This is a genomic window from Micrococcus endophyticus (assembly GCF_014205115.1).
GTDB classification, from domain to species: Bacteria; Actinomycetota; Actinomycetes; order Actinomycetales; family Micrococcaceae; genus Micrococcus; species Micrococcus endophyticus.
Window position 1 is genome coordinate 53,814 of the sequence record NZ_JACHMW010000001.1, and the last position, 20,790, is coordinate 74,603.

The following is a 20,790-nucleotide window of genomic DNA, read 5'->3' on the forward strand; positions in this document are numbered from 1 at the left end:
CCGTCCCCTCCACGGATCGGCCCCTATCCCGGCGGGCCGAGGCCCCGGGACCGGAGTCTGGGATCAGCGGCCCGACCGGGACGCGACCACCGCCCCGCACACCGGGGCCGATTCCAGGAGGATCACCATGACCCAGCTCTCCCACACCGTCCACGACGCCCTCGCCACCGCCGCCGAGCGCCACCACCTCGCCCGCGTGGCAGACGCCGCGGCCGACGAGACCGGCGCCATCACGGCGGAGTACGGCATCCTCACGCTGGCCGCGGTCGGCTTCGCGGGCGTGCTCGCCGTGGTGCTCACCAGCCCGGACGTGCAGTCCCTGCTGGTCGAGCTCGTCTCGGGGGCGCTCCAGCGTGACTGACCCTCGAATCCCCGTCCCGCCGGCCGGGCCTCGTGCGGGTGCCCGGCCGGCGGGACGGCCCCGTTCCTCCCCGCGCGGCGAGGCCGGCGCCGTGACCGCGGAGTACGCGGTGCTGCTGCCCGTGATCGCGTTCGTCCTGGCGGCGGTGCTCCTGGCCGGGGCGGCCGCCGTGCAGCAGGTCCGCGGTCAGGACGCCGCGGCCGCGGCCGCCCGCATCCTCGCCCGGGGCGACGGCGAGGCCGAGGCCCGCCGGGCGGTGGCCCGCATGGCCGGCGACGACGCGGCGCTCGCCCACACGGCCGACGGCGGCTGGGTCGCCGTGGAGGTCTCCCAGCCCGGTCCCGGCCCGCTCGCCTGGGCCGAGGCGCTCACCCTGACCGCACGGGCCGCGGCGCCGCAGCAGCACCCCGGCGCCGCCGTCGACCCCGCCGGGGGCCGGACGTGACGGGCCGTGCGCCGGGGGGCGTTCCTCGCGGGGCCGCCTCCGAGACGGGGTCGGGCACGGTCTCCGTGCTGGGCACCGCCGCGCTGGGGGCGGGGCTGCTGTTGGCGGTGGCCGCGCTGGGGCAGGCCTCCGTCGCGGGCGCCCAGGCCGCCGGGGCCGCCGACCTGGCCGCGCTCGCGGCCTCGGACGCCCGCCGGGGCCTCTCCGCGGGCGAACCCTGCGTCCTCGCCGGGCAGACGGCCGCACGCAACCGCGCCGCCGTCGTGGAGTGCGAGGTGCGCGAGAACGGCACGGTGCGGGTCTCCGTCGAGCGGGGGCGTGCGCCGCTGCCGCCGGCGCTCGCCGCCGCGGTGGCCGGGCCACCGCGGCTGCAGGCGCCTCAGGCCGTGCCCGAAGACCCGCTCCCCGACGCGTCCTCGTCGTCCACGCCAACGCCGTCGTCGGTCCCGCCGTCCGTCTCGCCCGACCCCTCGGCGACCACGGGGACCAGATGATCCGCCTGTCCGAGGAGGAAGCGCAGCACCGTCAGCGCCCCGGCCTTGTCCAGGGGGCTGTTGCGGTTGCCGCACTTGGGCGACTGCACGCAGGACGGGCAGCCGGCCTCGCACTCGCAGGCGGCGATGGCCCCGGCGGTCGCCTCCACCCAGCGCCGCGCCTGCGCGAAGCCGCGTTCGCCGAAGCCCGCGCCGCCGGGGCGGCCGTCGTACACGAACACCGCGGGGGATCCGGTGTCCGGGTGCAGCACCATCGAGACGCCGCCGATGTCCCAGCGGTCGTTGGAGGCCACGAGCGGCATCATGCCGATCATCGCGTGCTCGGCCGCGTGCAGGGCCCCCGGCAGTCGGTCCATGGTCAGGCCGGCGGCGATCAGCTCCTCCGACGACGCCTGGAACCACACCGCCGAGGTGAACAGGTCCCGGGCCGGCAGCTCGAGCGGCTCCTCGCCGAGCACCTCCCCGGAGACCAGGGCCTTGCGCTGGAAGGAGACCACCTGCGTGCGCACCTGCACGTCCCCGAGGCACCAGCGCAGGGTGCCCTCGCGTGCGTCGAGCCGGCGGTGCACGTCCACGATCTCGATCTCGGTGACGTCCCGGGCCTGCGTGGTGAAATCCGGCCAGGCGCGCGTGACGATCACCGCGTGCGCGTCCTCGTCCAGCTCCTCCACCAGGTACGTACGGTCCTGGTGCACATACACGGCCCCGGGGTGCGCCTGGTAGTGCGTCTGCGGGGAGTCCATGGTGCCCAGCAGCGTCCCGGACTCGGCGTCGATGATGTCCATGGGCCCGCCGCCGTCGTCGCGCAGGGAGACCATGCCGGCCGCGTGCTCGGGGTGCGTCCAGAACCAGCCCGCCGGCCGCCGGCGCAGCAGCCCCTGCTCCACGAGCACGTCCAGCAGCGCCCGCACCCGCTCGGGGTCGCCGAACCGCTCGAACGCCTCGGGGGTGAGCGGCAGCTCGGCCGCGGCCGCGCACAGCTGCGGGCCGAGCAGGTGCGGGTTCTCCGGGTCCACCACGGTGTCCTCCACCCCGAGGTCGAACACGGCCTCGGGGTGGTCCACCACGTACGTGTCCAGCGGGTCGTCCGAGGCCACGAAGAACGCGAGCGCGTCCTGTCCGCCGCGCCCGGCGCGGCCGATCTGCTGGAAGAACGACGCGCGGGTGCCCGGCCAGCCCGCCACCACCACGGCGTCCAGGCCGGCGACGTCGATGCCCATCTCCAGCGCGGGCGTGGAGGCCATGCCCAGCAGGCGCCCCGAGCGCAGGTCCGCCTCGAGGGCACGCCGCTCCTCCGGCAGGTAGCCGGAGCGGTAGGCCGCGATGCGAGAGCCCAGGCCCGCCTCGAGCTCCTCGAGCTGGCGCCGCGCGGCGGAGGCGATGGCCTCGGCGCCGCGCCGGGAGCGGATGAAGGCGAGGGTGCGCACCTGCTGCAGGGCGAGGTCGGTGAGCAGGTCGGCCGAGGCGGCCATGGCCGAGCGGCGCACCGGGGCGCCGTTCTCCCCGCGGCGGTCCGTGAGCTCGGGCTCCCAGAACGCCACGGTGACGGCACCGTGCGGGGAGGCGTCCTCGGCCACGGCGGTCGCCGGGGCCCCGATGAGCCGGGAGAAGTGCCCTGCCGGGTCCGCCGAGGTGGCGGAGGCCCCGATGAACACGGGCTCGGGCCTGTCCCCGCGCCAGTGCGCGGCCACGCGGCGCAGCCGCCGCAGCAGGATGCCCACCTGCGAGCCGAACACGCCGCGGTAGGAGTGGGACTCGTCCACCACCACGAACGCGAGGTGCCGGAAGAACCGCGCCCAGCGCTCGTGGTGGGGCAGGATCCCCACGTGCAGCATGTCCGGGTTGGTCATCAGCACGTTCGCGTGCTCGCGCGCCCAGATCCGGTCCGGGGGAGCGGTGTCCCCGTCGTAGGGCGCCGCCCGCAGCCAGGTCGCCCCGTCCCGCTCCAGCGCCCGCCACGCGAGCAGCTGGTCCGCGGCGAGGGCCTTGGTGGGGGACAAGTGCAGCACGGTGGCGTGCGGGTCCCCGGACAGCCGGATGCCGGCCGCGAGCTGGTAGGCGAGGGACTTGCCGGAGGCCGTGCCCGTGGCCACCACGGTGTGCGTGCCGGCGCCCGCCACGGTGGCGGCGCGGACCTGGTGCGCCCACGGCCGTTCGATCCCGCGGCCGGCGAACGCCCGCACGAGCGCCTCGGGTGCCTCCGAGGGCCAGTCGGCGTGCCGAGCCTGGCGCGCGGGCAGGGTCACCACGTGGCGGATCTGCTCGGGCAGGCCGTGGCGTCCGAGGGCGCCGCGCAGGACGTCGGCCGCCTCGCCCCCGGCCACGGGGTCGCCAGGCCGGGACACGCTCAGCCCCGCGACGACGTCGGCGACCGCGTCCGCCAGCGGCGCCGGCTCGTCCCAGGGATGGGCCTCGTCCCCGGGGTGGTCCGTCTCGTCGACGTCGGCCGGCGCGTCTCGGCGGTCGCTCGGGCCGTCGTCGGGAGCGCCCCAGCCCGCGGCCGGGTCGGCCCACGGGTCGAACGCGTCGCCCGCCGCGGCGGGCTCCGGTGGGGGCGTGCTCACGCCCCCATGGTGCCGGTGTGCTCGGCGGTGGGCGTGTCCGCGGCCAGGCCGCGGCCCCAGATGGAGACGGGGCCCAGGTCGGTCCAGGCCAGGTGCTCGTAGAGCTTGCGGCCGTCCGGGGAGGCGACGAGCAGGCCGAGGCTGATCTCGCCGTCGCTCATTACCTCGGAGGTCAGGTAGCGCATCACGAGGGAGCCGAGGCCGCGGCGGCGGTGGTTCGGGGAGGTCCAGATGCGGTCGTAGACGGCGGTGCCGTCCTCCCGGGTGACCCAGCCGAGTGCGGCGAGCTCCTCCTCGCCCTCCGGGGCGGTGGAGGCGCCCACGGCCATGATGCGCACGCGGACGCTGCCCTCCATGGGCTGGTCCACGCGGGCCTCGTAGCCGTCCGGGAGCAGCGGCGGCTCGATGTCCTGGACCTCGGGGTCCATGTCCATGGCCATGAAGCGCTCGGGCTCGGCCTGCGGGGTGAGCCCCATGGCCTTCGGGTCCGCGCCGGAGTCCCCGAACACGGTGAGCAGGATCTGCTCCTCGTCCCGCAGGACCTCGCGCAGCTCTTCGAGCTGCTCGCGGGTGGGGTCCACCACCACGTACTCCCACGTGGCGGGCACGTCCACGGTGGCGCGGCCGGAGCCGCCGGGGATCATGCGGGCGGGGCGCCGGGTGCGCAGGGCCGCGCGCCGCCCCGCCTCGGGGCTCGTCCTGTAGCCGCGGGAGCGCGACCAGGCCGCGAACCACGTGTCGACCAGTGCCGTGTCCAGGTGCTCACTCATGCCATGAAGGGTAAGCGGTGACCCCCGCCACGGCCAGGGCCCGCGACTTCCTGCGACGCCGCGCGCACTAGCCTGGACTTCGATGAGCCCCGCCCCCGTCTCCCGCATCGCGCTGTACTACCGCTTCGCCCCGCTCGCCGACCCCGAGGCGGTGCGGCTGTGGCAGCGCACGCTCGCGGCCTCCCTCGGCCTCACGGGCCGGATCATCGTGTCCCCGCAGGGGATCAACGGCACCGTGGGCGGCCCCGTGGACGCGGTGAAGCAGTACGTCAAGGGCACCCGCGAGCACCCGGCGTTGAAGGACCTGGAGGTGAAGTGGTCGGACGGCTCGGCGGCGGACTTCCCGCGCCTGTCCGTCAAGGTCCGGCCCGAGCTCGTGGCGTTCGGCGTCCCCGAGCGGATCACGGTGGATGAGCACGGCGTCGTCGGCACGGGCGAGCGGCTCACCCCGGAGCGACTCGAGGCCCTGGTGGCCGAGCGCGCCGGCACGGAGAACCCCGTCCGCTTCCTGGACGGGCGCAACACCGTGGAGGCGCAGATCGGCCGCTTCGACGGCGCCGTGGTGCCGGCCGCGCACACCACGCGGGACCTGCTGGCCGCCGTCGACTCCGGCTCCCTGGACCATCTGCGCGACGCCCCGGTGGTCACCTACTGCACCGGCGGCGTGCGCTGCGAGGTCCTCACTGCGCTGCTGAAGGACCGCGGGTTCCGCGAGGTCTACCAGCTCGACGGCGGCATCGTCCGCTACGGGGAGGCGTTCGGCGACGCCGGCCTGTGGCGCGGCGAGCTGGCCGTGTTCGACCGGCGGATGGCCCTGCGCTTCTCCGAGGACGCCGAGACGATCGGCCGCTGCGTCACGTGCGAGGCCCCCACCTCGGCGCTGCGCAACTGCTCCGACCCCGCCTGCACCACCCTCGAGGTCCGCTGCGCCGCCTGCGCCGCCGAGGACCCGGACCGCCGCTGTCCCGTCTGCACCGAACGGAGCGCCGCATGAGCCCGACCGCCCCCGAACTGCCCGCACCGAGCCTGCCCGCCCCCCGCCTCACCCCGGCCACGGCCGCCGCGCTCGCCGCGGACCTGGCCGCCCTGCCCTACACCACCGCCGCGGTGGAGGAGCTGCTCGGGCCCGTGGCCGCCGCCGCCCTGGACCGCGAGCACGCGGAGCCGGCCCGCCGCGTCGTCGCCCGGGTGCTCGCCTCGGCCCCGCACGACGACGGCGACCCCGGCTCCGGCGCACGTCGCGGGCTCGCGGCCCTCGTCTCCGTGTGGATGCTCGGCGACGCCGCGGACGCGGCCGACGTGGCTGCGGCCCTGCCCGCCCTGGGGCTCGACGGGGCGCGCGAGGCGGGCCTCGTGGTCAAGGAGGGCGGGGGCACGGTGCGGGGCATCGTGGACCTGTCGCCGTACGAGGCGGACGAGCCGGGTCGGATGTGGGTGGCCTCGGACCAGACTGCCCTGCAGCGGCGCGGCCCCCTGCCCGAGGACCACGTGCTCGGCATCGGCCGTGCCTCGCTCACCCTCGCCGGGGCCACGCAGCGTCGGCCGGTGGCGCGCGCCCTGGACGTGGGCGTGGGCTGCGGGATCCAGACGCTGCACCTGCTCGCGCACGCCGAGCATGTCACGGCCACGGACCTCTCCGAGCGCGCCCTCGAGTTCACCCGCTTCAACCTGCTGCTCAACGCGGACGTGCTGGGACTGGACCGGCAGCGGCTCGAGGACCGCGTGCGCCTGGTGACCGGGGACATGCTGGAGCCGGTGGCGGGGGAGCGGTTCGACCTCGTGGTCTCCAACCCGCCGTTCGTCATCACCCCGCGCACGGACCCGGACGCGCCCGTGCTCACCTACCGCGACGGCGGCCGGGAGGGGGACCGGATCGTGGCCGAGCTGATCGCCGCGCTGCCGGAGCACCTGACCGAGGGCGGCACCGCGCAGCTGCTGGCGAACTGGGAGATCCCCGCAGGCGAAGCCGAGATCCCCGCGGGGGCGGCCGAGGGCGGTGACGGGACAGGCCCCACACCATGGGACGTCCGCCCCCGCTCGTGGATCGCGCCGGGCATGCAGGCGTGGATCGTGCAGCGCGACAGCCAGGACCCCGCCGGCTACGCGGAGACCTGGCTGCAGGACTCCTCGCTCGAGCTCGACCCGCACCGCTACGAGGCCGCCTACCGCGGCTATCTGGAGGACTTCGCCGCGCGGGGCGTGGCTGGCGTCGGTTTCGGCCACGTGTGGCTGCGCCGCCCGGTCGACGACGGCGCGCAGGGCCGGGCCTGGACGGTGGCGGAGGAGCTGACCCAGCCCGTCGATGAGGCTCTCGGTGCGGCGTGGGCGGCCGCCGTCGCACGCCGGGACCGGCTGGCTGCGGGCGCCCCGGACGGCGCCGGCGACCCCGCCCTGGCGGCGCTGCGCGGCCTGCACCTGCGCGTCGCCGAGGACGTCAGTGAGGAGCGGCACGGGCGCTTCGGCGCCGAGCACCCCGAGGTCATCCTCGCGCGGCAGGGCGCCGGCTTCCGGCGCACCGCGCGCCTGGACACCGCGACGGCGGGCGTCCTCTCCGCCTCGGACGGCGAGCTGTCCGTGGGGCAGCTGGTGGGTGCCGTGGCGGCCCTGCTGGAGCTGGACGACGCCGGCCGCGCCGGCCTGCTTGCCGCGATCCGCGAGCTCTACGAGGACGGCTTCCTGGTGGAGGCGGCCCAATGAACCCCCAGTCAGGCATCGGGCAGGTGGTGCGATGGGACGACGAGGGCGGGTGGGGCGTGATCGACAGTGCGGTCACGCCCGGCGGCTGCTGGGTCCACTTCAGCCATGTGCTCGCCCGTGGGTCGACCTATTCCCATCTCACCGCGGGTGATGCGGTGGAGTTCACTTTCGAGTCGCTGGCTGCCGCCGAGAGCCAGGATGGATACTCCTATCGAGCCGTCACCGTCCTTCCGCGCACGGTGTCCCCTTGATGCATGCCTGCGGCGGTTGCTCCCCTGACGCACTCCCCGTGTGACCGCGATCCGGGAGCTGTACGAGTACGGGTTCCTGGTGGAGGCGGACTGACCGCAGCCCGCGCCCGCACCCCTGACGATCGCGACACGGCCTGGCGGCAGCACCCAGGTGATGTCGCGATCCTCAGACGGGACGGTCTGCGGCGGCCGCACGGCGTCGCGCGGACCGCTCATCCTGCGCCCCGCTCAGGGCCCGCCCCACTCCACCCGTTATCGTGGGCCACGCGCCCCCTACGATGTGGGGACGTTCCGCCCACGGCCGGCGGGGGAGACCCCGCCCCGGCCCGGGCCCGCAGCTTTCCCCGTCCGAGGAGGAACCCCCTTGCCCACCACCCCCGCTTCCGTGACCGCCTCTGTGCCCGAGGGCAAGAAGCTCGTCATCGTGGAGTCCCCGGCCAAGAGCAAGTCCATCGCGAAGTACCTCAACGCGGTGGGCGAGGGCTGGGTGGTGGACTCCTCCGTGGGGCACATCCGTGACCTGCCCAAGCCCTCGGACCTGCCCGCGGACATGAAGAAGGGCCCCTTCGGCAAGTTCGCCGTGGACACGGAGAACGGCTTCGCCCCGTACTACGTGGTGCACCCGGACAAGAAGAAGAAGGTCACCGAGCTCAAGCGCGAGCTCAAGGACGCCGTGGCCCTCTACCTGGCCACCGATGCGGACCGCGAGGGCGAGGCCATCGCGTGGCACCTGCTGGACACGCTCAAGCCCAAGGTGCCGGTCTACCGGATGACCTTCGGCGAGATCACCAAGGAGGGCGTGCGCCGCGGCCTGGAGAACATCCGCGAGCTGGACACGCACCTCGTGGACGCCCAGGAGACCCGCCGCATCCTGGACCGCCTCTTCGGCTACGAGCTCTCCCCGGTGCTGTGGCGCAAGGTCTCGCGCGGCCTGTCCGCGGGCCGTGTGCAGTCCGTGGCCACGCGTCTCGTGGTGGAGCGCGAGCGCGAGCGCATGGCGTTCGTCTCCGCCGCCTACTGGGGCGTGGAGGGCACGTTCACCGTGGCGCCGGGCGCCCAGGCCGCCGACGCCGTTGGCAGCTCCTTCACCGCCCGCCTGTCCACGGTGGACGGTGAGCGGGTGGCCACGGGCCGGGACTTCGACGACGCCGGCGCGCTGAAGGCCTCCGCCGGCAAGAAGGTGACTCACCTGGACGAGGCCGCCGCGACCTCGCTCGCCCAGGGCCTGCGCGGCGCGGACTTCACCGTGGACGCGGTGGAGGACAAGCCCTACACGCGGCGCCCGGCCGCCCCGTTCACCACCTCCACGCTCCAGCAGGAGGCCTCGCGCAAGCTGCGCATGAGCTCGCGGGTGTCCATGCAGGTGGCCCAGCGCCTGTACGAGAACGGCTACATCACCTACATGCGCACCGACTCGGTGAACCTGTCCCAGGAGGCCGTCCAGGCCGCCCGGCGCCAGGCCACCGAGCTCTACGGCCAGGACGCGGTGCCGGCGCAGCCGCGCGTGTACGCCAAGCGCAACGAGTCCGCGCAGGAGGCCCACGAGGCCATCCGCCCCGCCGGCGACTCCTTCCGCACCCCGGCCCAGGTCAAGGCCGAGCTGCGCCCGGACGAGTTCCGCCTCTACGAGCTGATCTGGAAGCGCACCGTCGCCTCGCAGATGGCCGACGCCAAGGGCTACACCGCCACGCTGCGCTTCTCCGCGACGGCGAAGGACGGCCGCGCCGCCCAGTTCAGCGCTTCCGGCACCGTCATCACCTTCAAGGGCTTCCTGGACGCCTACGAGGAGGGCAAGGACGCCGAGACCGAGGACGAGAAGGCCGAGGCGAAGGACCGCCGCCTCCCGCAGGTCGCCGAGGGCGAGCGCCTCATCGGCGAGCCCATCGAGGCCACCGGCCACGAGACCTCCCCGCCCGCGCGGTACACCGAGGCCTCGATCGTCGCAGAGCTCGAGCGCCGCGAGATCGGCCGCCCCTCCACGTACGCGCCCACGATCTCCACGATCATGGACCGCGGCTACGTGTCCAAGCGCGGCAACGCCCTGGTCCCGTCCTGGACGGCGTTCGCCGTGATCGGCCTGCTCGAGGACTACTTCGCGAAGTACGTGGACTACGACTTCACGGCCCGCATGGAGGACGACCTGGACCGGATCGCCGCCGGCGAGCTGGGCCGCGAGGCGTGGCTGCAGACCTTCTACTTCGGCGCCCCCGCCTCCGAGACCGGCAAGGGCGTGGAGGGCCTGCAGCAGGTGGTGGAGAACCTCGGCGAGATCGACGCGCGGGCCGTGAACTCGCTGCCGATCACGGACGAGATCACCCTGCGCGTGGGCCAGTACGGCCCCTACCTGGAGAAGCCGCTGCCCGCGGATGCCGAGGCCGGCTCCACGCCGCCGCGCGCCAACGTCCCCGAGGAGCTGGCCCCGGACGAGCTGACCCCGGCCAAGGCCGAGGAGCTCTTCGCCACCGCCAAGCCCTCCGAGCGCGAGCTGGGCACGGACCCGGAGACGGGGCGCGCCGTCGTCGCCAAGGACGGGCGCTACGGGCCCTACGTCACCGAGGTCATCCCCGAGATGACCGAGGAGCAGCTGCAGGCCTGGCTGGACGCCCAGCCCACCGAGTACTACAAGAACGGCAAGCCCAAGCCGAAGAAGAAGCCGGCCAAGGAGAAGCCCCGCACCGGCTCCCTGTTCTCCTCCATGTCTGTGGACACGGTGACCCTGGAAGAGGCGCTGCGGCTGATGTCCCTGCCGCGCGTGGTGGGCGCGGACGCCGAGGGCGAGGTCATCACCGCCCAGAACGGCCGCTTCGGCCCGTACCTGAAGAAGGGCACGGACTCGCGCTCCCTCGAGTCCGAGGACCAGATCTTCACCATCACGCAGGAGCAGGCGCTCGAGATCTACGCCCAGCCCAAGCAGCGCGGCCGCGGCGCCGCGAAGCCGCCGCTGGCCGAGTTCGGCGAGGACCCGGTCTCCGGCAAGAAGGTCACCGTGAAGGAGGGCCGCTTCGGCCCGTACGTCACGGACGGCGTCACCAACATCACCGTGCCGCGCGGCCGCCAGCCCGAGGAGCTCACCGCCGAGGAGGCCTACCAGCTCCTCGCGGACAAGCGCGCCAAGGGCCCGGCCACCCGCAAGGCCCCGGCCCGCAAGCCCGCCGCCCGCAAGGCCCCCGCCAAGAAGTCCGCCCCGAAGAAGAAGGCCTGAGCCCATGCGTCTCGGCGTCCTGGACATCGGCTCCAACACCGTTCACCTGCTCCTCGTGGACGCCCACCCGGGCGCGCGTCCGTCCGCGTACGCGGAGCACAAGCGGTCCCTGCCGCTGATCCGGTACCAGGACGCCGAGGGCGCCATCACCGAGGAGGGCCAGCACGAGCTCGTGGACTTCATCCGCGAGGCGGTGGCCTTCGCCGAGGTGCACCGGGCCGAGGACATGATCTCCTTCTGCACCTCGGCCATCCGGGAGTCCGCCAACGGGGCCGAGGTGCTGGCCCGCGTGGACCGCGAGGCCGGGGTGCACCTGGCAGAGCTCTCGGGGGACCAGGAGTCCGCCATGACCTACTTCGCGGTGCGCCGCTGGCAGGGCTGGGACGCCGGGTCCATCCTGAACTTCGACATCGGCGGCGGCTCCTTCGAGATCGCCTACGGCCAGGACGAGCTGCCCTCCCACGCGCTGTCCCTGCCGCTGGGTGCCGGCCGCCTCACGCGGGACTGGCTGCCGGCGGACCCGCCCAGCCCGAAGGCCGTGAAGAAGTTGCGCAAGCACGTGGAGAAGCGGCTCGAGGAGGCGTTCGCGGCGTTCCCGCCGGTGGAGGCGCCCGTGGCCGTCACCGCCACGTCCAAGACCTTCCGCTCCCTGGCCCGGCTGACCGGGGCGGCGCCGTCGGCCGCGGGCCCCTACGTGAAGCGGCACCTGCGCGCGGACGACCTGCACCTGTGGGTCAACCGCCTCGCCGCCATGACCGCCGCCGAGCGCGCGGACCTGCCCGGCGTCTCCGAGGTGCGCGCCCCGCAGGTGCTCGCCGGCGCGATCGTGGCGCTGGCCGCCATGCGGACCTTCGGGATCGCGCAGCTCGAGATCTGCCCGTGGGCGCTGCGCGAGGGCCTCATCCTCAACCGCCTGGACGCCCTCATGCTCGAGGGCCACCTCACCCATGACGGCCGCCCCGGGGTGGGCCATGTGAACCTCAACACGGACACCCTCCTGCCCGGGCTGCGCCTGGGGGTGCGCTGACCATGGCCGGCTCCACCGCCCACCTGGCCCCCGCCCCGCGCTTCGGCTCGGACATCCCCGTGACCCTCTCCTCGTCCTCGGTGTTCCCGCTGGGCACGCAGGACGTATTCGCCACCGCGCAGGACCTGGGCTACGACGGCGTGGAGGTCATGGTCACCCACAACGCGTGGAGCCAGGACGCGGACCGCCTGAAGCGGCTCTCGGCCCGCCACGGCATGCCGATCGACTCCATCCACGCCCCCACGCTGCTGTTCACCCAGCAGGTGTGGGGCTCGGCGTGGTCCAAGATCCGCCGCTCCGTGGAGCTCGCGCAGGCGGTGGGCGCCCCCGTGGTGGTGGCGCACCCGCCGTTCCGCTGGCAGGGCACCTACGCCTCGGGCTTCGCCGAGGGCATCCACGAGATCATGGCGGACACCGGCGTGGTGATCGCCGTGGAGAACATGTACCCGTGGCGCGCGTACGGCCGCGAGGCCACCATGTACCTGCCGCACTGGGACCCCATGCCCGAGCCCTACGAGCACGTGTGCTGGGACTTCTCGCACGCGGCCATCGCACGCGAGGACTCCCTGGAGGCGCTGCGCCGGCTGGGCTCGCGGGTCCGCCACATCCACCTCACGGACGGCAACGACTCCGGCAAGGACGACCACCTCGTCCCCGGCGAGGGCACCCAGAAGGTGGCCGAGTCGCTGCGCCACCTGGCCGCGGACGGCTTCGCCGGCACCGTGTGCGTGGAGGTGGGCACGCGCGGCGTGGAGTACGCCGGGCAGCGCGAGGAGAAGCTGGCCGCCTCGCTCGCGTTCGCGCGCGAGCACCTGGCGGCCGGCGGGACGAAGGACGACGACGGCGCACCGGGCGCCTGACACCGCACCTGGCACCACACCAGACACCGCACCGGACAACGAAGGAGAGCGATCCACCGTGAAGCTGACCATCCTGGGCCTGGGGACCATGACGGGCGCCATCCTGACCGGCGCCATCGAGGCGGGCGCCGTGCGCGCCGAGGACGTGCGCGCCACCACCCGCTCCGCCGCCTCGGCCGAGCGCGCCCGCGGCCGGCACCCCGGCGTGGAGGTGCTCGCCGCCGAGGAGGACCCGCAGGCGAACGTGCGGGCCGTGGAGGGCGCGGACGTGGTGCTGCTCGGGGTGAAGCCCAAGGACATGGCGGCCACCGCCGCCGAGGTGGCCCAGGCCCTGCCGGAGGCCGCCACGGTGGTGTCCGTGGCCGCCGGAGTGCGCGCCGAGACCCTCGCCGCGGCGCTGCGCGAAGGCCAGCCGCTGGTGCGCACCATGCCGAACACCCCGCTCACGGTGGGCTCCGGCGTGGTGGGAGTGGCTCCGGCCGCCGGGGTCACCGACGCCCAGGCCGAGGCCGTGGAGGCGCTGTTCGCCGGGTCCGGGCTCGTGGTGCGCGTGGCCGAGGAGCAGCTCGCGGCCGTGGTGGCCGCCGCCGGCTCCGCCCCCGCCTACGTGTTCCTGCTCGCCGAGGCGATCGCCCGGCACGCCGAGGAGCTCGGCCTGGACCGCTCGGACGCCGAGGCCATGGCGGCGGCCACCGTGAAGGGCGCCGGGCTCATGCTGCAGCGCGGCATCCGGGAGGGCGACCAGACCGCCGAGGACCTGCGCCGCGGCGTCATGAGCCCCGGCGGCACCACCGAGCAGGCGATCCGCACCTTCCAGGAGGGCGGCTTCGAGCGGCTCGTGGCGGACGCCATGGACGCCGCCGCCCGACGGGACGAGGAGATGGGCCGCGAGTTCGCGGGCTGACCCCTCCCCGCCGGGGGTGAGGGCCGCCGTCGTGCCCTACGACGCGCGGCCGCGGACGCGCACGCCCTCCAGCCACTGGAGGATCCGCGCCGCGGACTCGGACGGGGTGAGGCCGCCGGTCTCGAGCACCAGGTGCGGATGCGCCCCCAGCAGGCCGGCCGCGGCGTGCGGGCCGTCCGCGGTGGTCATGGTCCAGCCGGCCTCCATCTCCCGCACGTTGCGGTCCGACCACTCCAGGTCCCGCTTGGAGGCCTTGTGCGCGAGGCGCTCGGCCGTCCGGTTCCGGGCCAGCCGGGTCGGGAGGTCCGCGCGGAGCTCCACGAAGGCCGCCTCCTCGAAGAGCGCCGCGTAGTCCGCCAGCAGGGCGGCGTCCTGCGGATCCTCCACGTCCCACACGAGGGTGAACACGAGGTCGGTCCCCGTGCGGGCGGCCTCCTGCAGCACGCGCAGCCGGAACTCCTCGTTGAGCAGGTGGAACGGCTCGGTGCCGTGGCCGAAGACCTCGATCAGCGGCTCGATCGTCATGTGGTTGTGGAACAGGCGGAACGAGGAGGCGGAGGCCACGGCGCGGCCCACCGTCATCTTCCCGACGGCGGGCGGGCCGAAGAGCAGCAGCAGCATGGCCTCACCCTAGGCGGCCAGGGCGCCTGGCTCAGGGCCGGGCCGCGAACCGGTCGATCAGGTCGGTGTGACCGGAGACGATGAGCGTGTCCCGGGCGCCCACGCGGGTGTCCGGCTGGGCGTAGGTGAAGTCCTCGCCGGGGGTCTTCACGCCCACCACGGTCACGCCGTACTTGGAGCGGACGTGGGACTCGCTGAGCGTGAAGCCCACGCACTCGGCCGGCGGGTACATCTTCACGATCGCGAAGTCGTCGTCGAACTCGATGAAGTCCAGCATGCGCCCGTTCACCAGGTGGGCGGCGCGCACGCCGGCGTCGTGCTCGGGGAAGATCACGTGGTTCGCGCCGATCCGCTTGAGGATCGTGCCGTGGGCCTCGCTGATGGCCTTCACCCAGATGTGCTGGATCTCCAGGTCCACGAGGTTCGCGGTGATGAGCACCGAGGCCTCGATGGAGGTGCCCACGCCGACCACCGCCGTGGAGAAGTCCTGCGCGCCGAGCTGGCGCAGCGCCTCCGGGTCCGTGGCGTCCGCCTCCACCACGTGCGTCAGGGACGGCGCGTAGCGCTGGACCAGCACGGGGTCCCGCTCGATGGCGAGCACCTCGCGGCCCTGGGCCACGAGCTCCTCGGCCGTGGCCGCGCCGAAGCGGCCCAGCCCCACCACGAGCACGGGGGCGTTGGGATCGGTGCGCTGCGGGTCAGCCAAGGATCGGCCTCTCGACGGGGTAGCGGTAGAGCACGCGGCGCTGACGCAGGGCCAGGGCCGCGGCGAACGTGATCGTACCAACGCGCCCCGCGAACATCATGGCCGCCAGCAGGTACTTGCCGGCCGGCGGGGCCTCCGCCGAGATCCCCACGGACAGCCCGCACGTGGCGAACGCGGAGATCACCTCGAACAGCGGCCGCTGCAGGGACTCGTCGGCGATGTGCACGAGGGCCAGGGTGGCCACGAGCACCAGCGTGGCGCCCAGGGCGAGCACCGAGATGGCCACGCGCAGGGTCTCCGAGGCGATCGTGCGGCCGTGCGCGGTGACCTCGCGGTCGCCGCGGGCCTCGGCGAGGATAGCCAGGAACATCACGGCCAGCGTGGTGACCTTGATGCCGCCGGCGGTGGACGCCGAGCCGCCGCCCACGAACATCAGCGCGTCCATGAGCAGCAGGGACTCGGGGCGATGCGCGTTCGTGTCGTCGATCGCGAACCCGCCGGAGCGCGTCATCACCGAGCCGAACAGGGACCGCCAGATCCGCTCGACGACGCCGAGGTCCCCGTTCGTGCCCGGATTCCCGGACTCGAAGAAGAACAGCAGCACGGCGCCGAGCACCAGCAGCGCGAGCGTGACCTCCACCGTCAGCTTCGTGTGCAGGTTCCAGGCCCGGTAGCGCCAGCCCTTGTCCAGCAGCACCATGACCACCGGGAAGCCGAGGGCGCCGGCGAACACGCCCACCGCGATCACCGTGAGGATCACCGGGTCGTGCGCCACCGCGGACAGCCCGTCCACGTGCAGGGAGAAGCCGGCGTTGTTGAACGCGCTCACCGAGTAGAAGACGCCGTGCCACAGCCCCGTCAGCCACGAGCCCGACTCGGCCGCGAAGTGCGGCACCAGGAACACGGCCAGGGCCGCCTCGCAGCTCAGCACGGTCACGACGACGACGCGCAGCAGGCGTCCGACCTCGCCCACGTTGCCGGTGGTCATCCCGGCCTCCTGCGTGGCCAGCTTGGAGCGCAGGCCGAGGTGCCGGGACACCGCCAGGGTGAGCAGGGAGGCCATGGACAGGATGCCGAGGCCGCCGATCTGGATGGCCACGAGGATGATCACCTGGCCGGCCACGGACCAGTGCTCGGCCGTGTTCAGCGTGGTCAGCCCGGTCACGGAGACGGCGGAGACGGCGGTGAACATCGCGTCGTGCAGGGCCGTCGGGCGGCCGTCCGCGGACGCCCACGGCAGGCTCAGCAGCGCCGTGAACACGAGCGAGACCAGCAGGAACGCGGACAGCGCCGCGCGGGCGGGGGAGCCGCTCACCACCGAGCTGACCGCCCGGGAGGAGCGGCGCAGCGCCGTGCGCAGCTCCGAGGAGGACTCCAGCGTGGACACCCCGTCCGGCCGGGGCAGGCCGCCGTGGCGGCGCGCGGGGGAAGCGGGCCTGGGGGCCATGGGCACCTCCTGCGCGGGTGAAGGGGTCGGGGCGGGGGCCGGACGGCGTCCGGCCCGGTCATCCCGGGGTCGCGTCCAGTATCGCCCCGCCGGGGCGTCCGCGCGTCACGTGCGCGAGACATCCGCTGCAACCGTCGCGGCCGGGCGCGGGGGATGCCTACCCTGGAGGGTGATGAGCACCACGTCCCAGCGCCCTGCTCCCACACCGGCCGCCGTCGTGTGGGACCCCAGCCTGCTCCGCTACCGGTTCAGCGCGGAGCACCCCATGGCGCCGCTGCGGCTGGACCTGACGCACCGGCTCGTGGAGGCGTTCGGCCTGCTGGACGCCCCCCACGTGAGCATCATCGAGCCTCCCGTCGCCACGGACGCCCAGCTCGCCCTCGTCCACGACCCGGACTACATCGCCGCGGTGCGCCGGGCCTCCGAGGCGGCGTCGGACGAGGACGCCCCCTTCGGCCTGGGCACCGAGGACTGCCCCGTGTTCCCGGACCTGCACGAAGCCTCCGCGCGCATCGCCGGCGGCACCCTGGCCGCGGCCGAGGCCGTCTGGTCCGGGCAGGTGCGGCGCGCCGTGAACTTCGCCGGCGGCATGCACCACGCCGCCCGGGCCAAGGCCTCCGGGTTCTGCATCTACAACGACTGCGCCCTCGCCATCCAGCGCCTGCTGGACCTCGGCGCGGAGCGCGTCGTCTACCTGGACGTGGACGCCCATCACGGCGACGGCACGCAGGCGATCTTCTACGACGACCCCCGAGTGATGACCATCTCCGTCCACGAGACCGGCATCAGCCTGTTCCCGGGCACCGGCTTCGCCAACGAGATCGGCGGACCGGACGCGCAGGGCACCGCCGTGAACGTCGCCGTGCCGCCGCGCACCGGCGACGCCGGCTTCCTGCGCGCCGTGCACGCCGTGGTGCCGCAGCTGCTGCAGGGCTTCGACCCGGACGTGATCGTCAGCCAGCACGGCTGCGACGGCCACCACGCCGACCCGCTGGCGGACCTGCGCCTGAGCGTGGACGGCCAGCGCCAGCTCGCCTTCGACATCGGCGACTGGGCGGAGAAGTTCGCCGACGGCCGGTGGGTGGCCACCGGCGGCGGCGGCTACAACCCGCTGCGCGTGGTGCCGCGCGTCTGGACGCACCTCACCGCCGCCGTCCTGCAGACCCCCATCCCCGTGAAGGCAGAAATCCCGCAGTCCTGGATCGAGCACGCCCGCACCCTCACGGCCGAGGAGCTCACGGGGGACATGTCCCTCTACGAGGGCGACGAGTCCGAGCGCATCCCCACCGTGATGGGCGAGGACGCGGACGTCTGGTGGCGCTCCTGGGAGGTCGGCTACGACCCGGCCGACCCGGTGGACCAGTCGATCATGGCCACGCGCCGCGAGCTGTTCCCGCTGCACGGCCTGGACCCCTGGTTCGACTGACCGCTCGGCGTCTCGGTTCGACCGCGGCGGGCCCGGCCGGTATTGTGGCCGAGAACGTTTTCATGCGTTCCACATCCGGTGGAATGCGGGTCGGCGTGTCCGGGGCCCGGATGCCAGCGGTCCCCACAGCCGCCGACCTACACCCCGATTCAAGGAGTCCCCATGGGATCTGTGATCAAGAAGCGCCGCAAGCGCATGTCGAAGAAGAAGCACCGCAAGCTGCTTCGCAAGACCCGTCACCAGCGTCGCAACAAGAAGTGACGCCCGCGCCGTCACGGCGCTGACACCACGAGGCCGCCGGCTCCCACGAGGAGACGGCGGCCTCGTCGCGTCCGGGCTGCGCTGTCCGGGACTGCGCCGTGCGGGCCGTGCTGTCGGGACTGCTCCGTAGAGTGGGCGCATGAGCACCCTCCTGCCCGCCTCCGCCGCCCGCGTCCAGCTCCTCGTCAAGCCCGGCTGTCACCTCTGCGAGGACGCCGCGGCCACGGTGGCGCAGGTCTGCGGCGCGCGGGGCGAGGCCTGGGAGGCCGTGGACGGGGCCGCGCACCCGGACCTGCTCGAGCGCTTCGTGGACGAGGTGCCCGTGCTCTTCGTGGACGGCGTCCAGCGCGACTTCTGGCGCGTGGACCCGGCCCGCCTGGGCCGGCTCCTCGACGCGCCCCGCCCCTGACCGGGGTCAGCGGGTGCCGGCGCGCTCCCAGGCCTTGAGCCGCATGTACTCGGTGGCCTCCGGGCGGAAGGCCATGACGATGCCCGCCACGCCCAGGCCGACCCACAGCAGGTCGAACGGGTTGACGGCGCCCATCATCAGGTTCGTCACGATCATCAGCACCGAGAGCGCGGCCAGGACCGTGCCGACCGTGCGGGCCGCGCGCGAGCCCTTGCGGATCTTCAGGGCGATCAGCAGGTAGACGAGGAACGCCACCACGCCGAACGCGGCCGCGACGACGCTCATCACCGGCAGCAGCTGGTCCGTCATCTGCTCCATCTGCGCCAGCTGGTCGGCGGGCAGCCCCATCTGCTCGTAGGTCTCGCGCATCTGCTGCTCGAGCATGGCCCGGGACTCGGGCAGGGTCATGGCGAAGGCGGCCAGCAGCGTGCTGGCCAGCAGCACGAGGCCGCCGGCGAGGATCAGCCAGAACGACGCCGTGATGGCCCCGGGGCGCCGCGGCGCCGTCAGCGGGCCGGGGGCCTGCTGGCCTGGCCAGCCGCCCTGGGCCGGGTATCCCTGGTCCGCGTACGACGGGGCCGGGTGCCCCTGCCCGGGCTGGCCCTGGGCCGGGCCGCCCTGGCCGTAGGGCGCCTGTCCATACGGATGCGCGCCGTACGGATTCTCGCCATACGGGCTCGGGCCGGGGGCCTCCTGACCGTACGGGTTCTGGCCGTACGGGTTCGGGCCGCGCTGCGGGTCGGTGGGCGAGGTGCCGGACATGGGGGCCTCCTGACGGCGTCGCCGCTCGCGGCGCCTGTGATGCGGACGGATGCGGTGCGCGCGGGGCGCACCGGACTGCCGCCCACGCTACCGCCGGGGCCCCGCGCGGGCACGGGCCCCGGCACGGCCGGCGCCCCGCCTCTGCCAGACTGGGGCCATGCAGACGCCCGCCACCGTCCACCTGGTCCGCCACGGAGAAGTCCACAACCCCGACCGCGTCCTCTACGGCCGCCTCCCGGAGTTCGGCCTCTCGGAGCTGGGCCGGCAGATGGCCGACGGCGTCGCCGCGTGGTTCCTCGAGCGCGCGGAGCAAACGGGCCGCCGGCCCGACGTCGTCGCGGCCTCCCCGCTGACCCGCGCCCAGCAGACCGCCGAGCCGATCGCCGCCGCCCTCGGGCGCCCGCTGGCCACCGAGCCGGACCTCATCGAGGCCGAGAACGACTTCGAGGGCATGTCCCAGGTCGCCGCCTCGCTCAAGCGGAATCCGCGCCTGTGGCCCAAGCTGCGCAACCCGCTGCGCCCCTCCTGGGGCGAGCCCTACCGCCAGCAGGCGGCCCGCATGCTCGCCGTCGTCGACCGGGTGCGGGACGAGGCCGAGGCCGCCGGCGGACCCAACGCCGAGGCGGTGCTCGTCTCTCACCAGCTGCCCATCTGGGTGACGCGCCTGGCCGTCGAGGGCCGGCCCCTGTGGCACGACCCGCGCCGCCGCGAGTGCTCCCTGACCTCCGTGACCTCCCTCGTGTTCGAGGAGGGCCGCGCGCTGCCGCGCGTCGAGTACCACGAGCCCAACCAGGCCCTGCTCAAGGACGCCTCCTCCCTGCCCGGGGCCTGAGCCGGACCCCGCCCCTCCCACGGGCCGCGGGGGTGACACCCAGGGTTCAGTCAGGATCCAGGGCGGACAGTAGACTTCCAAGGTCCCCGGAATCCAGCGCCGCGCATCCCCTGGAGGGCAGTCACGCCATGCACACCCCGCCCCGTCCGTCCCGCCGCACCCTGCTGACCGGCCTCGCCCTCGCCGGCCTGGCGCCGGCGCTCGCGGCCTGCTCGGGCGGTGACGACTCGCTCGCGCGGCAGGCGGGCAACGCGGACGGCAAGAACTACATCGCCGGCGACGGCTCCGTCCTGGAGATCGCCCCCGCCGAGCGCGGCGCCCCCGTGGAGTTCGCCGCCGAGCTCTTCGACGGCACCCCCGTGACCGGCGCGAGCCTGCGCGGCACCCCCGCCCTGCTGAACTTCTGGTACGCCGCCTGCGCGCCGTGCCGCGTCGAGGCCCCCCACCTCGTCTCCCTGCACGAGCAGTTCGCCCCGCAGGGGGTGCGGTTCCTCGGCGTGAACGTCCGGGACACCGTCACCACCGCGCAGGCCTTCGAGCGCACCTTCGAGATCCCCTACCCGTCCATCGAGGACGCCCGCGGGGACGTGCTCCTGAACATGACCGACTACGTGCCCCCGCAGGCCGTGCCCTCCACCCTCGTCCTGGACGTCGAGGGCCGCGTGGCCGCCCGCGTGCTCGGCGCCGTGGAGGAGTCCACCCTGCGCGCCCTGCTCACCACCGTGGTGGACGAGGCCGCGGCCTGACCCGG

21 protein-coding genes are annotated in these 20,790 nt (G+C 74.3%); 15 read left to right on the forward strand and 6 right to left on the reverse strand.

Features of this window, described 5'->3' with window-relative positions; translation table 11 throughout:
* Window positions 1-127 precede the first annotated feature (127 nt).
* The 3 genes from HDA33_RS00255 (at window position 128) to HDA33_RS00265 (ending at window position 1,300) form a co-directional block, all read left to right on the forward strand.
* Window positions 128-361, forward strand: coding sequence for a DUF4244 domain-containing protein (locus tag HDA33_RS00255; protein WP_158491618.1), 234 nt, complete (start codon window positions 128-130; stop codon window positions 359-361).
* 91 nt (window positions 362-452) lie between these two features.
* The gene (locus HDA33_RS00260; RefSeq protein WP_246416836.1) at window positions 453-806 is read left to right on the forward strand and encodes a TadE family type IV pilus minor pilin; all 354 of its coding nucleotides are present in this window, start codon (window positions 453-455) and stop codon (window positions 804-806) included.
* Window positions 803-1,300, forward strand: coding sequence for an Rv3654c family TadE-like protein (locus HDA33_RS00265; protein WP_184169648.1), 498 nt, complete (start codon window positions 803-805; stop codon window positions 1,298-1,300). The genes HDA33_RS00260 and HDA33_RS00265 overlap by 4 nt, the downstream gene beginning before the upstream one ends.
* Here the strand turns inward: HDA33_RS00265 and HDA33_RS00270 are convergent.
* Both HDA33_RS00270 and HDA33_RS00275 read right to left on the reverse strand, forming a co-directional pair.
* On the reverse strand, window positions 1,186-3,864 hold the full coding sequence (locus tag HDA33_RS00270) for a DEAD/DEAH box helicase (protein WP_338104207.1): 2,679 nt from the start codon (window positions 3,862-3,864) through the stop codon (window positions 1,186-1,188). The genes HDA33_RS00265 and HDA33_RS00270 overlap by 115 nt on opposite strands.
* Window positions 3,861-4,634 carry a GNAT family N-acetyltransferase gene (locus HDA33_RS00275; RefSeq protein WP_184169651.1) on the reverse strand — a complete coding sequence of 258 codons (774 nt, stop codon included), beginning with the start codon at window positions 4,632-4,634 and terminating at the stop codon, window positions 3,861-3,863. The genes HDA33_RS00270 and HDA33_RS00275 overlap by 4 nt, the downstream gene beginning before the upstream one ends.
* Window positions 4,635-4,716: 82 nt before the next feature.
* Between HDA33_RS00275 and trhO the strand changes: the two genes are divergently transcribed.
* The 7 genes from trhO to proC all read left to right on the forward strand — a co-directional run bounded on the left by trhO (window position 4,717) and on the right by proC (window position 13,575).
* Entirely contained in the window at window positions 4,717-5,628 is a 912-nt protein-coding gene (gene trhO, locus HDA33_RS00280) for an oxygen-dependent tRNA uridine(34) hydroxylase TrhO (RefSeq protein WP_184169654.1), read from the forward strand.
* Complete coding sequence (locus HDA33_RS00285; protein ID WP_184169657.1) at window positions 5,625-7,331, forward strand: DUF7059 domain-containing protein; 1,707 nt, start codon at window positions 5,625-5,627, stop codon at window positions 7,329-7,331. Before trhO ends, HDA33_RS00285 begins: the two co-directional genes overlap by 4 nt.
* Window positions 7,328-7,582 carry a cold shock domain-containing protein gene (locus HDA33_RS00290; protein ID WP_184169661.1) on the forward strand — a complete coding sequence of 85 codons (255 nt, stop codon included), beginning with the start codon at window positions 7,328-7,330 and terminating at the stop codon, window positions 7,580-7,582. The genes HDA33_RS00285 and HDA33_RS00290 overlap by 4 nt, the downstream gene beginning before the upstream one ends.
* A 364-nt stretch (window positions 7,583-7,946) precedes the next feature.
* A complete protein-coding gene (gene topA, locus HDA33_RS00295; protein WP_184169664.1) occupies window positions 7,947-10,784 on the forward strand; it encodes a type I DNA topoisomerase in 2,838 nt (945 codons plus the stop codon).
* A gap of 4 nt (window positions 10,785-10,788) precedes the next feature.
* Window positions 10,789-11,811 carry a Ppx/GppA family phosphatase gene (locus tag HDA33_RS00300; RefSeq protein ID WP_184169667.1) on the forward strand — a complete coding sequence of 341 codons (1,023 nt, stop codon included), beginning with the start codon at window positions 10,789-10,791 and terminating at the stop codon, window positions 11,809-11,811.
* A 2-nt stretch (window positions 11,812-11,813) separates the two neighbouring features.
* The gene (locus HDA33_RS00305) at window positions 11,814-12,671 is read left to right on the forward strand and encodes a sugar phosphate isomerase/epimerase family protein (RefSeq protein ID WP_184169670.1); all 858 of its coding nucleotides are present in this window, start codon (window positions 11,814-11,816) and stop codon (window positions 12,669-12,671) included.
* Between the two features lie 58 nt (window positions 12,672-12,729).
* Window positions 12,730-13,575, forward strand: a complete 846-nt coding sequence (gene proC, locus HDA33_RS00310) for a pyrroline-5-carboxylate reductase (RefSeq protein WP_017488554.1) — start codon at window positions 12,730-12,732, stop codon at window positions 13,573-13,575.
* Between the two features lie 36 nt (window positions 13,576-13,611).
* Here proC and HDA33_RS00315 read toward each other — a convergent pair whose 3' ends face one another.
* Genes HDA33_RS00315 through HDA33_RS00325 form a run of 3 tightly spaced genes read right to left on the reverse strand, consistent with a single transcriptional unit; the run spans window position 13,612 to window position 16,349 of the window.
* Window positions 13,612-14,196 carry a DEAD/DEAH box helicase family protein gene (locus tag HDA33_RS00315; RefSeq protein ID WP_184169673.1) on the reverse strand — a complete coding sequence of 195 codons (585 nt, stop codon included), beginning with the start codon at window positions 14,194-14,196 and terminating at the stop codon, window positions 13,612-13,614.
* 31 nt (window positions 14,197-14,227) lie between these two features.
* On the reverse strand, window positions 14,228-14,902 hold the full coding sequence (locus tag HDA33_RS00320) for a potassium channel family protein (RefSeq protein WP_184169676.1): 675 nt from the start codon (window positions 14,900-14,902) through the stop codon (window positions 14,228-14,230).
* A complete protein-coding gene (locus HDA33_RS00325) occupies window positions 14,895-16,349 on the reverse strand; it encodes a TrkH family potassium uptake protein (RefSeq protein ID WP_184169679.1) in 1,455 nt (484 codons plus the stop codon). The genes HDA33_RS00320 and HDA33_RS00325 overlap by 8 nt, the downstream gene beginning before the upstream one ends.
* A gap of 172 nt (window positions 16,350-16,521) precedes the next feature.
* On the opposite strand from HDA33_RS00325, the gene HDA33_RS00330 reads away from it, so the two are divergent.
* The 3 genes from HDA33_RS00330 (at window position 16,522) to HDA33_RS00340 (ending at window position 18,445) form a co-directional block, all read left to right on the forward strand.
* Complete coding sequence (locus tag HDA33_RS00330; RefSeq protein ID WP_184169682.1) at window positions 16,522-17,775, forward strand: acetoin utilization protein AcuC; 1,254 nt, start codon at window positions 16,522-16,524, stop codon at window positions 17,773-17,775.
* A 162-nt stretch (window positions 17,776-17,937) separates the two neighbouring features.
* Window positions 17,938-18,036 carry a 30S ribosomal protein bS22 gene (locus HDA33_RS00335; protein ID WP_005504750.1) on the forward strand — a complete coding sequence of 33 codons (99 nt, stop codon included), beginning with the start codon at window positions 17,938-17,940 and terminating at the stop codon, window positions 18,034-18,036.
* Window positions 18,037-18,175: 139 nt separating this feature from the next.
* Window positions 18,176-18,445: a glutaredoxin family protein gene (locus HDA33_RS00340; RefSeq protein ID WP_158494172.1), complete on the forward strand. Its 270-nt coding sequence runs from the start codon at window positions 18,176-18,178 to the stop codon at window positions 18,443-18,445.
* 6 nt (window positions 18,446-18,451) lie between these two features.
* On the opposite strand, the gene HDA33_RS00345 is transcribed toward HDA33_RS00340, so the two are convergent.
* Window positions 18,452-19,207, reverse strand: coding sequence for a hypothetical protein (locus HDA33_RS00345; protein ID WP_184169685.1), 756 nt, complete (start codon window positions 19,205-19,207; stop codon window positions 18,452-18,454).
* A gap of 157 nt (window positions 19,208-19,364) precedes the next feature.
* Between HDA33_RS00345 and HDA33_RS00350 the strand changes: the two genes are divergently transcribed.
* Entirely contained in the window at window positions 19,365-20,039 is a 675-nt protein-coding gene (locus HDA33_RS00350; protein WP_184169688.1) for a histidine phosphatase family protein, read from the forward strand.
* Between the two features lie 128 nt (window positions 20,040-20,167).
* Entirely contained in the window at window positions 20,168-20,785 is a 618-nt protein-coding gene (locus HDA33_RS00355; RefSeq protein WP_184169691.1) for a TlpA family protein disulfide reductase, read from the forward strand.
* Window positions 20,786-20,790 lie beyond the last annotated feature (5 nt).

Coding starts and splice junctions, on each gene's coding strand:
- HDA33_RS00345 (WP_184169685.1), bottom strand. CDS start 19,207: ATGTCCGGCACCTCGCCCACCGACCCGCAGCGCGGCCCGAACCCGTAC.
- trhO (WP_184169654.1), top strand. CDS start 4,717: ATGAGCCCCGCCCCCGTCTCCCGCATCGCGCTGTACTACCGCTTCGCC.
- HDA33_RS00340 (WP_158494172.1), top strand. CDS start 18,176: ATGAGCACCCTCCTGCCCGCCTCCGCCGCCCGCGTCCAGCTCCTCGTC.
- HDA33_RS00275 (WP_184169651.1), bottom strand. CDS start 4,634: ATGAGTGAGCACCTGGACACGGCACTGGTCGACACGTGGTTCGCGGCC.
- HDA33_RS00335 (WP_005504750.1), top strand. CDS start 17,938: ATGGGATCTGTGATCAAGAAGCGCCGCAAGCGCATGTCGAAGAAGAAG.
- HDA33_RS00290 (WP_184169661.1), top strand. CDS start 7,328: ATGAACCCCCAGTCAGGCATCGGGCAGGTGGTGCGATGGGACGACGAG.
- HDA33_RS00355 (WP_184169691.1), top strand. CDS start 20,168: ATGCACACCCCGCCCCGTCCGTCCCGCCGCACCCTGCTGACCGGCCTC.
- HDA33_RS00330 (WP_184169682.1), top strand. CDS start 16,522: ATGAGCACCACGTCCCAGCGCCCTGCTCCCACACCGGCCGCCGTCGTG.
- HDA33_RS00350 (WP_184169688.1), top strand. CDS start 19,365: ATGCAGACGCCCGCCACCGTCCACCTGGTCCGCCACGGAGAAGTCCAC.
- HDA33_RS00255 (WP_158491618.1), top strand. CDS start 128: ATGACCCAGCTCTCCCACACCGTCCACGACGCCCTCGCCACCGCCGCC.
- HDA33_RS00315 (WP_184169673.1), bottom strand. CDS start 14,196: ATGCTGCTGCTGCTCTTCGGCCCGCCCGCCGTCGGGAAGATGACGGTG.
- HDA33_RS00325 (WP_184169679.1), bottom strand. CDS start 16,349: ATGGCCCCCAGGCCCGCTTCCCCCGCGCGCCGCCACGGCGGCCTGCCC.
- HDA33_RS00300 (WP_184169667.1), top strand. CDS start 10,789: ATGCGTCTCGGCGTCCTGGACATCGGCTCCAACACCGTTCACCTGCTC.
- HDA33_RS00285 (WP_184169657.1), top strand. CDS start 5,625: ATGAGCCCGACCGCCCCCGAACTGCCCGCACCGAGCCTGCCCGCCCCC.
- HDA33_RS00305 (WP_184169670.1), top strand. CDS start 11,814: ATGGCCGGCTCCACCGCCCACCTGGCCCCCGCCCCGCGCTTCGGCTCG.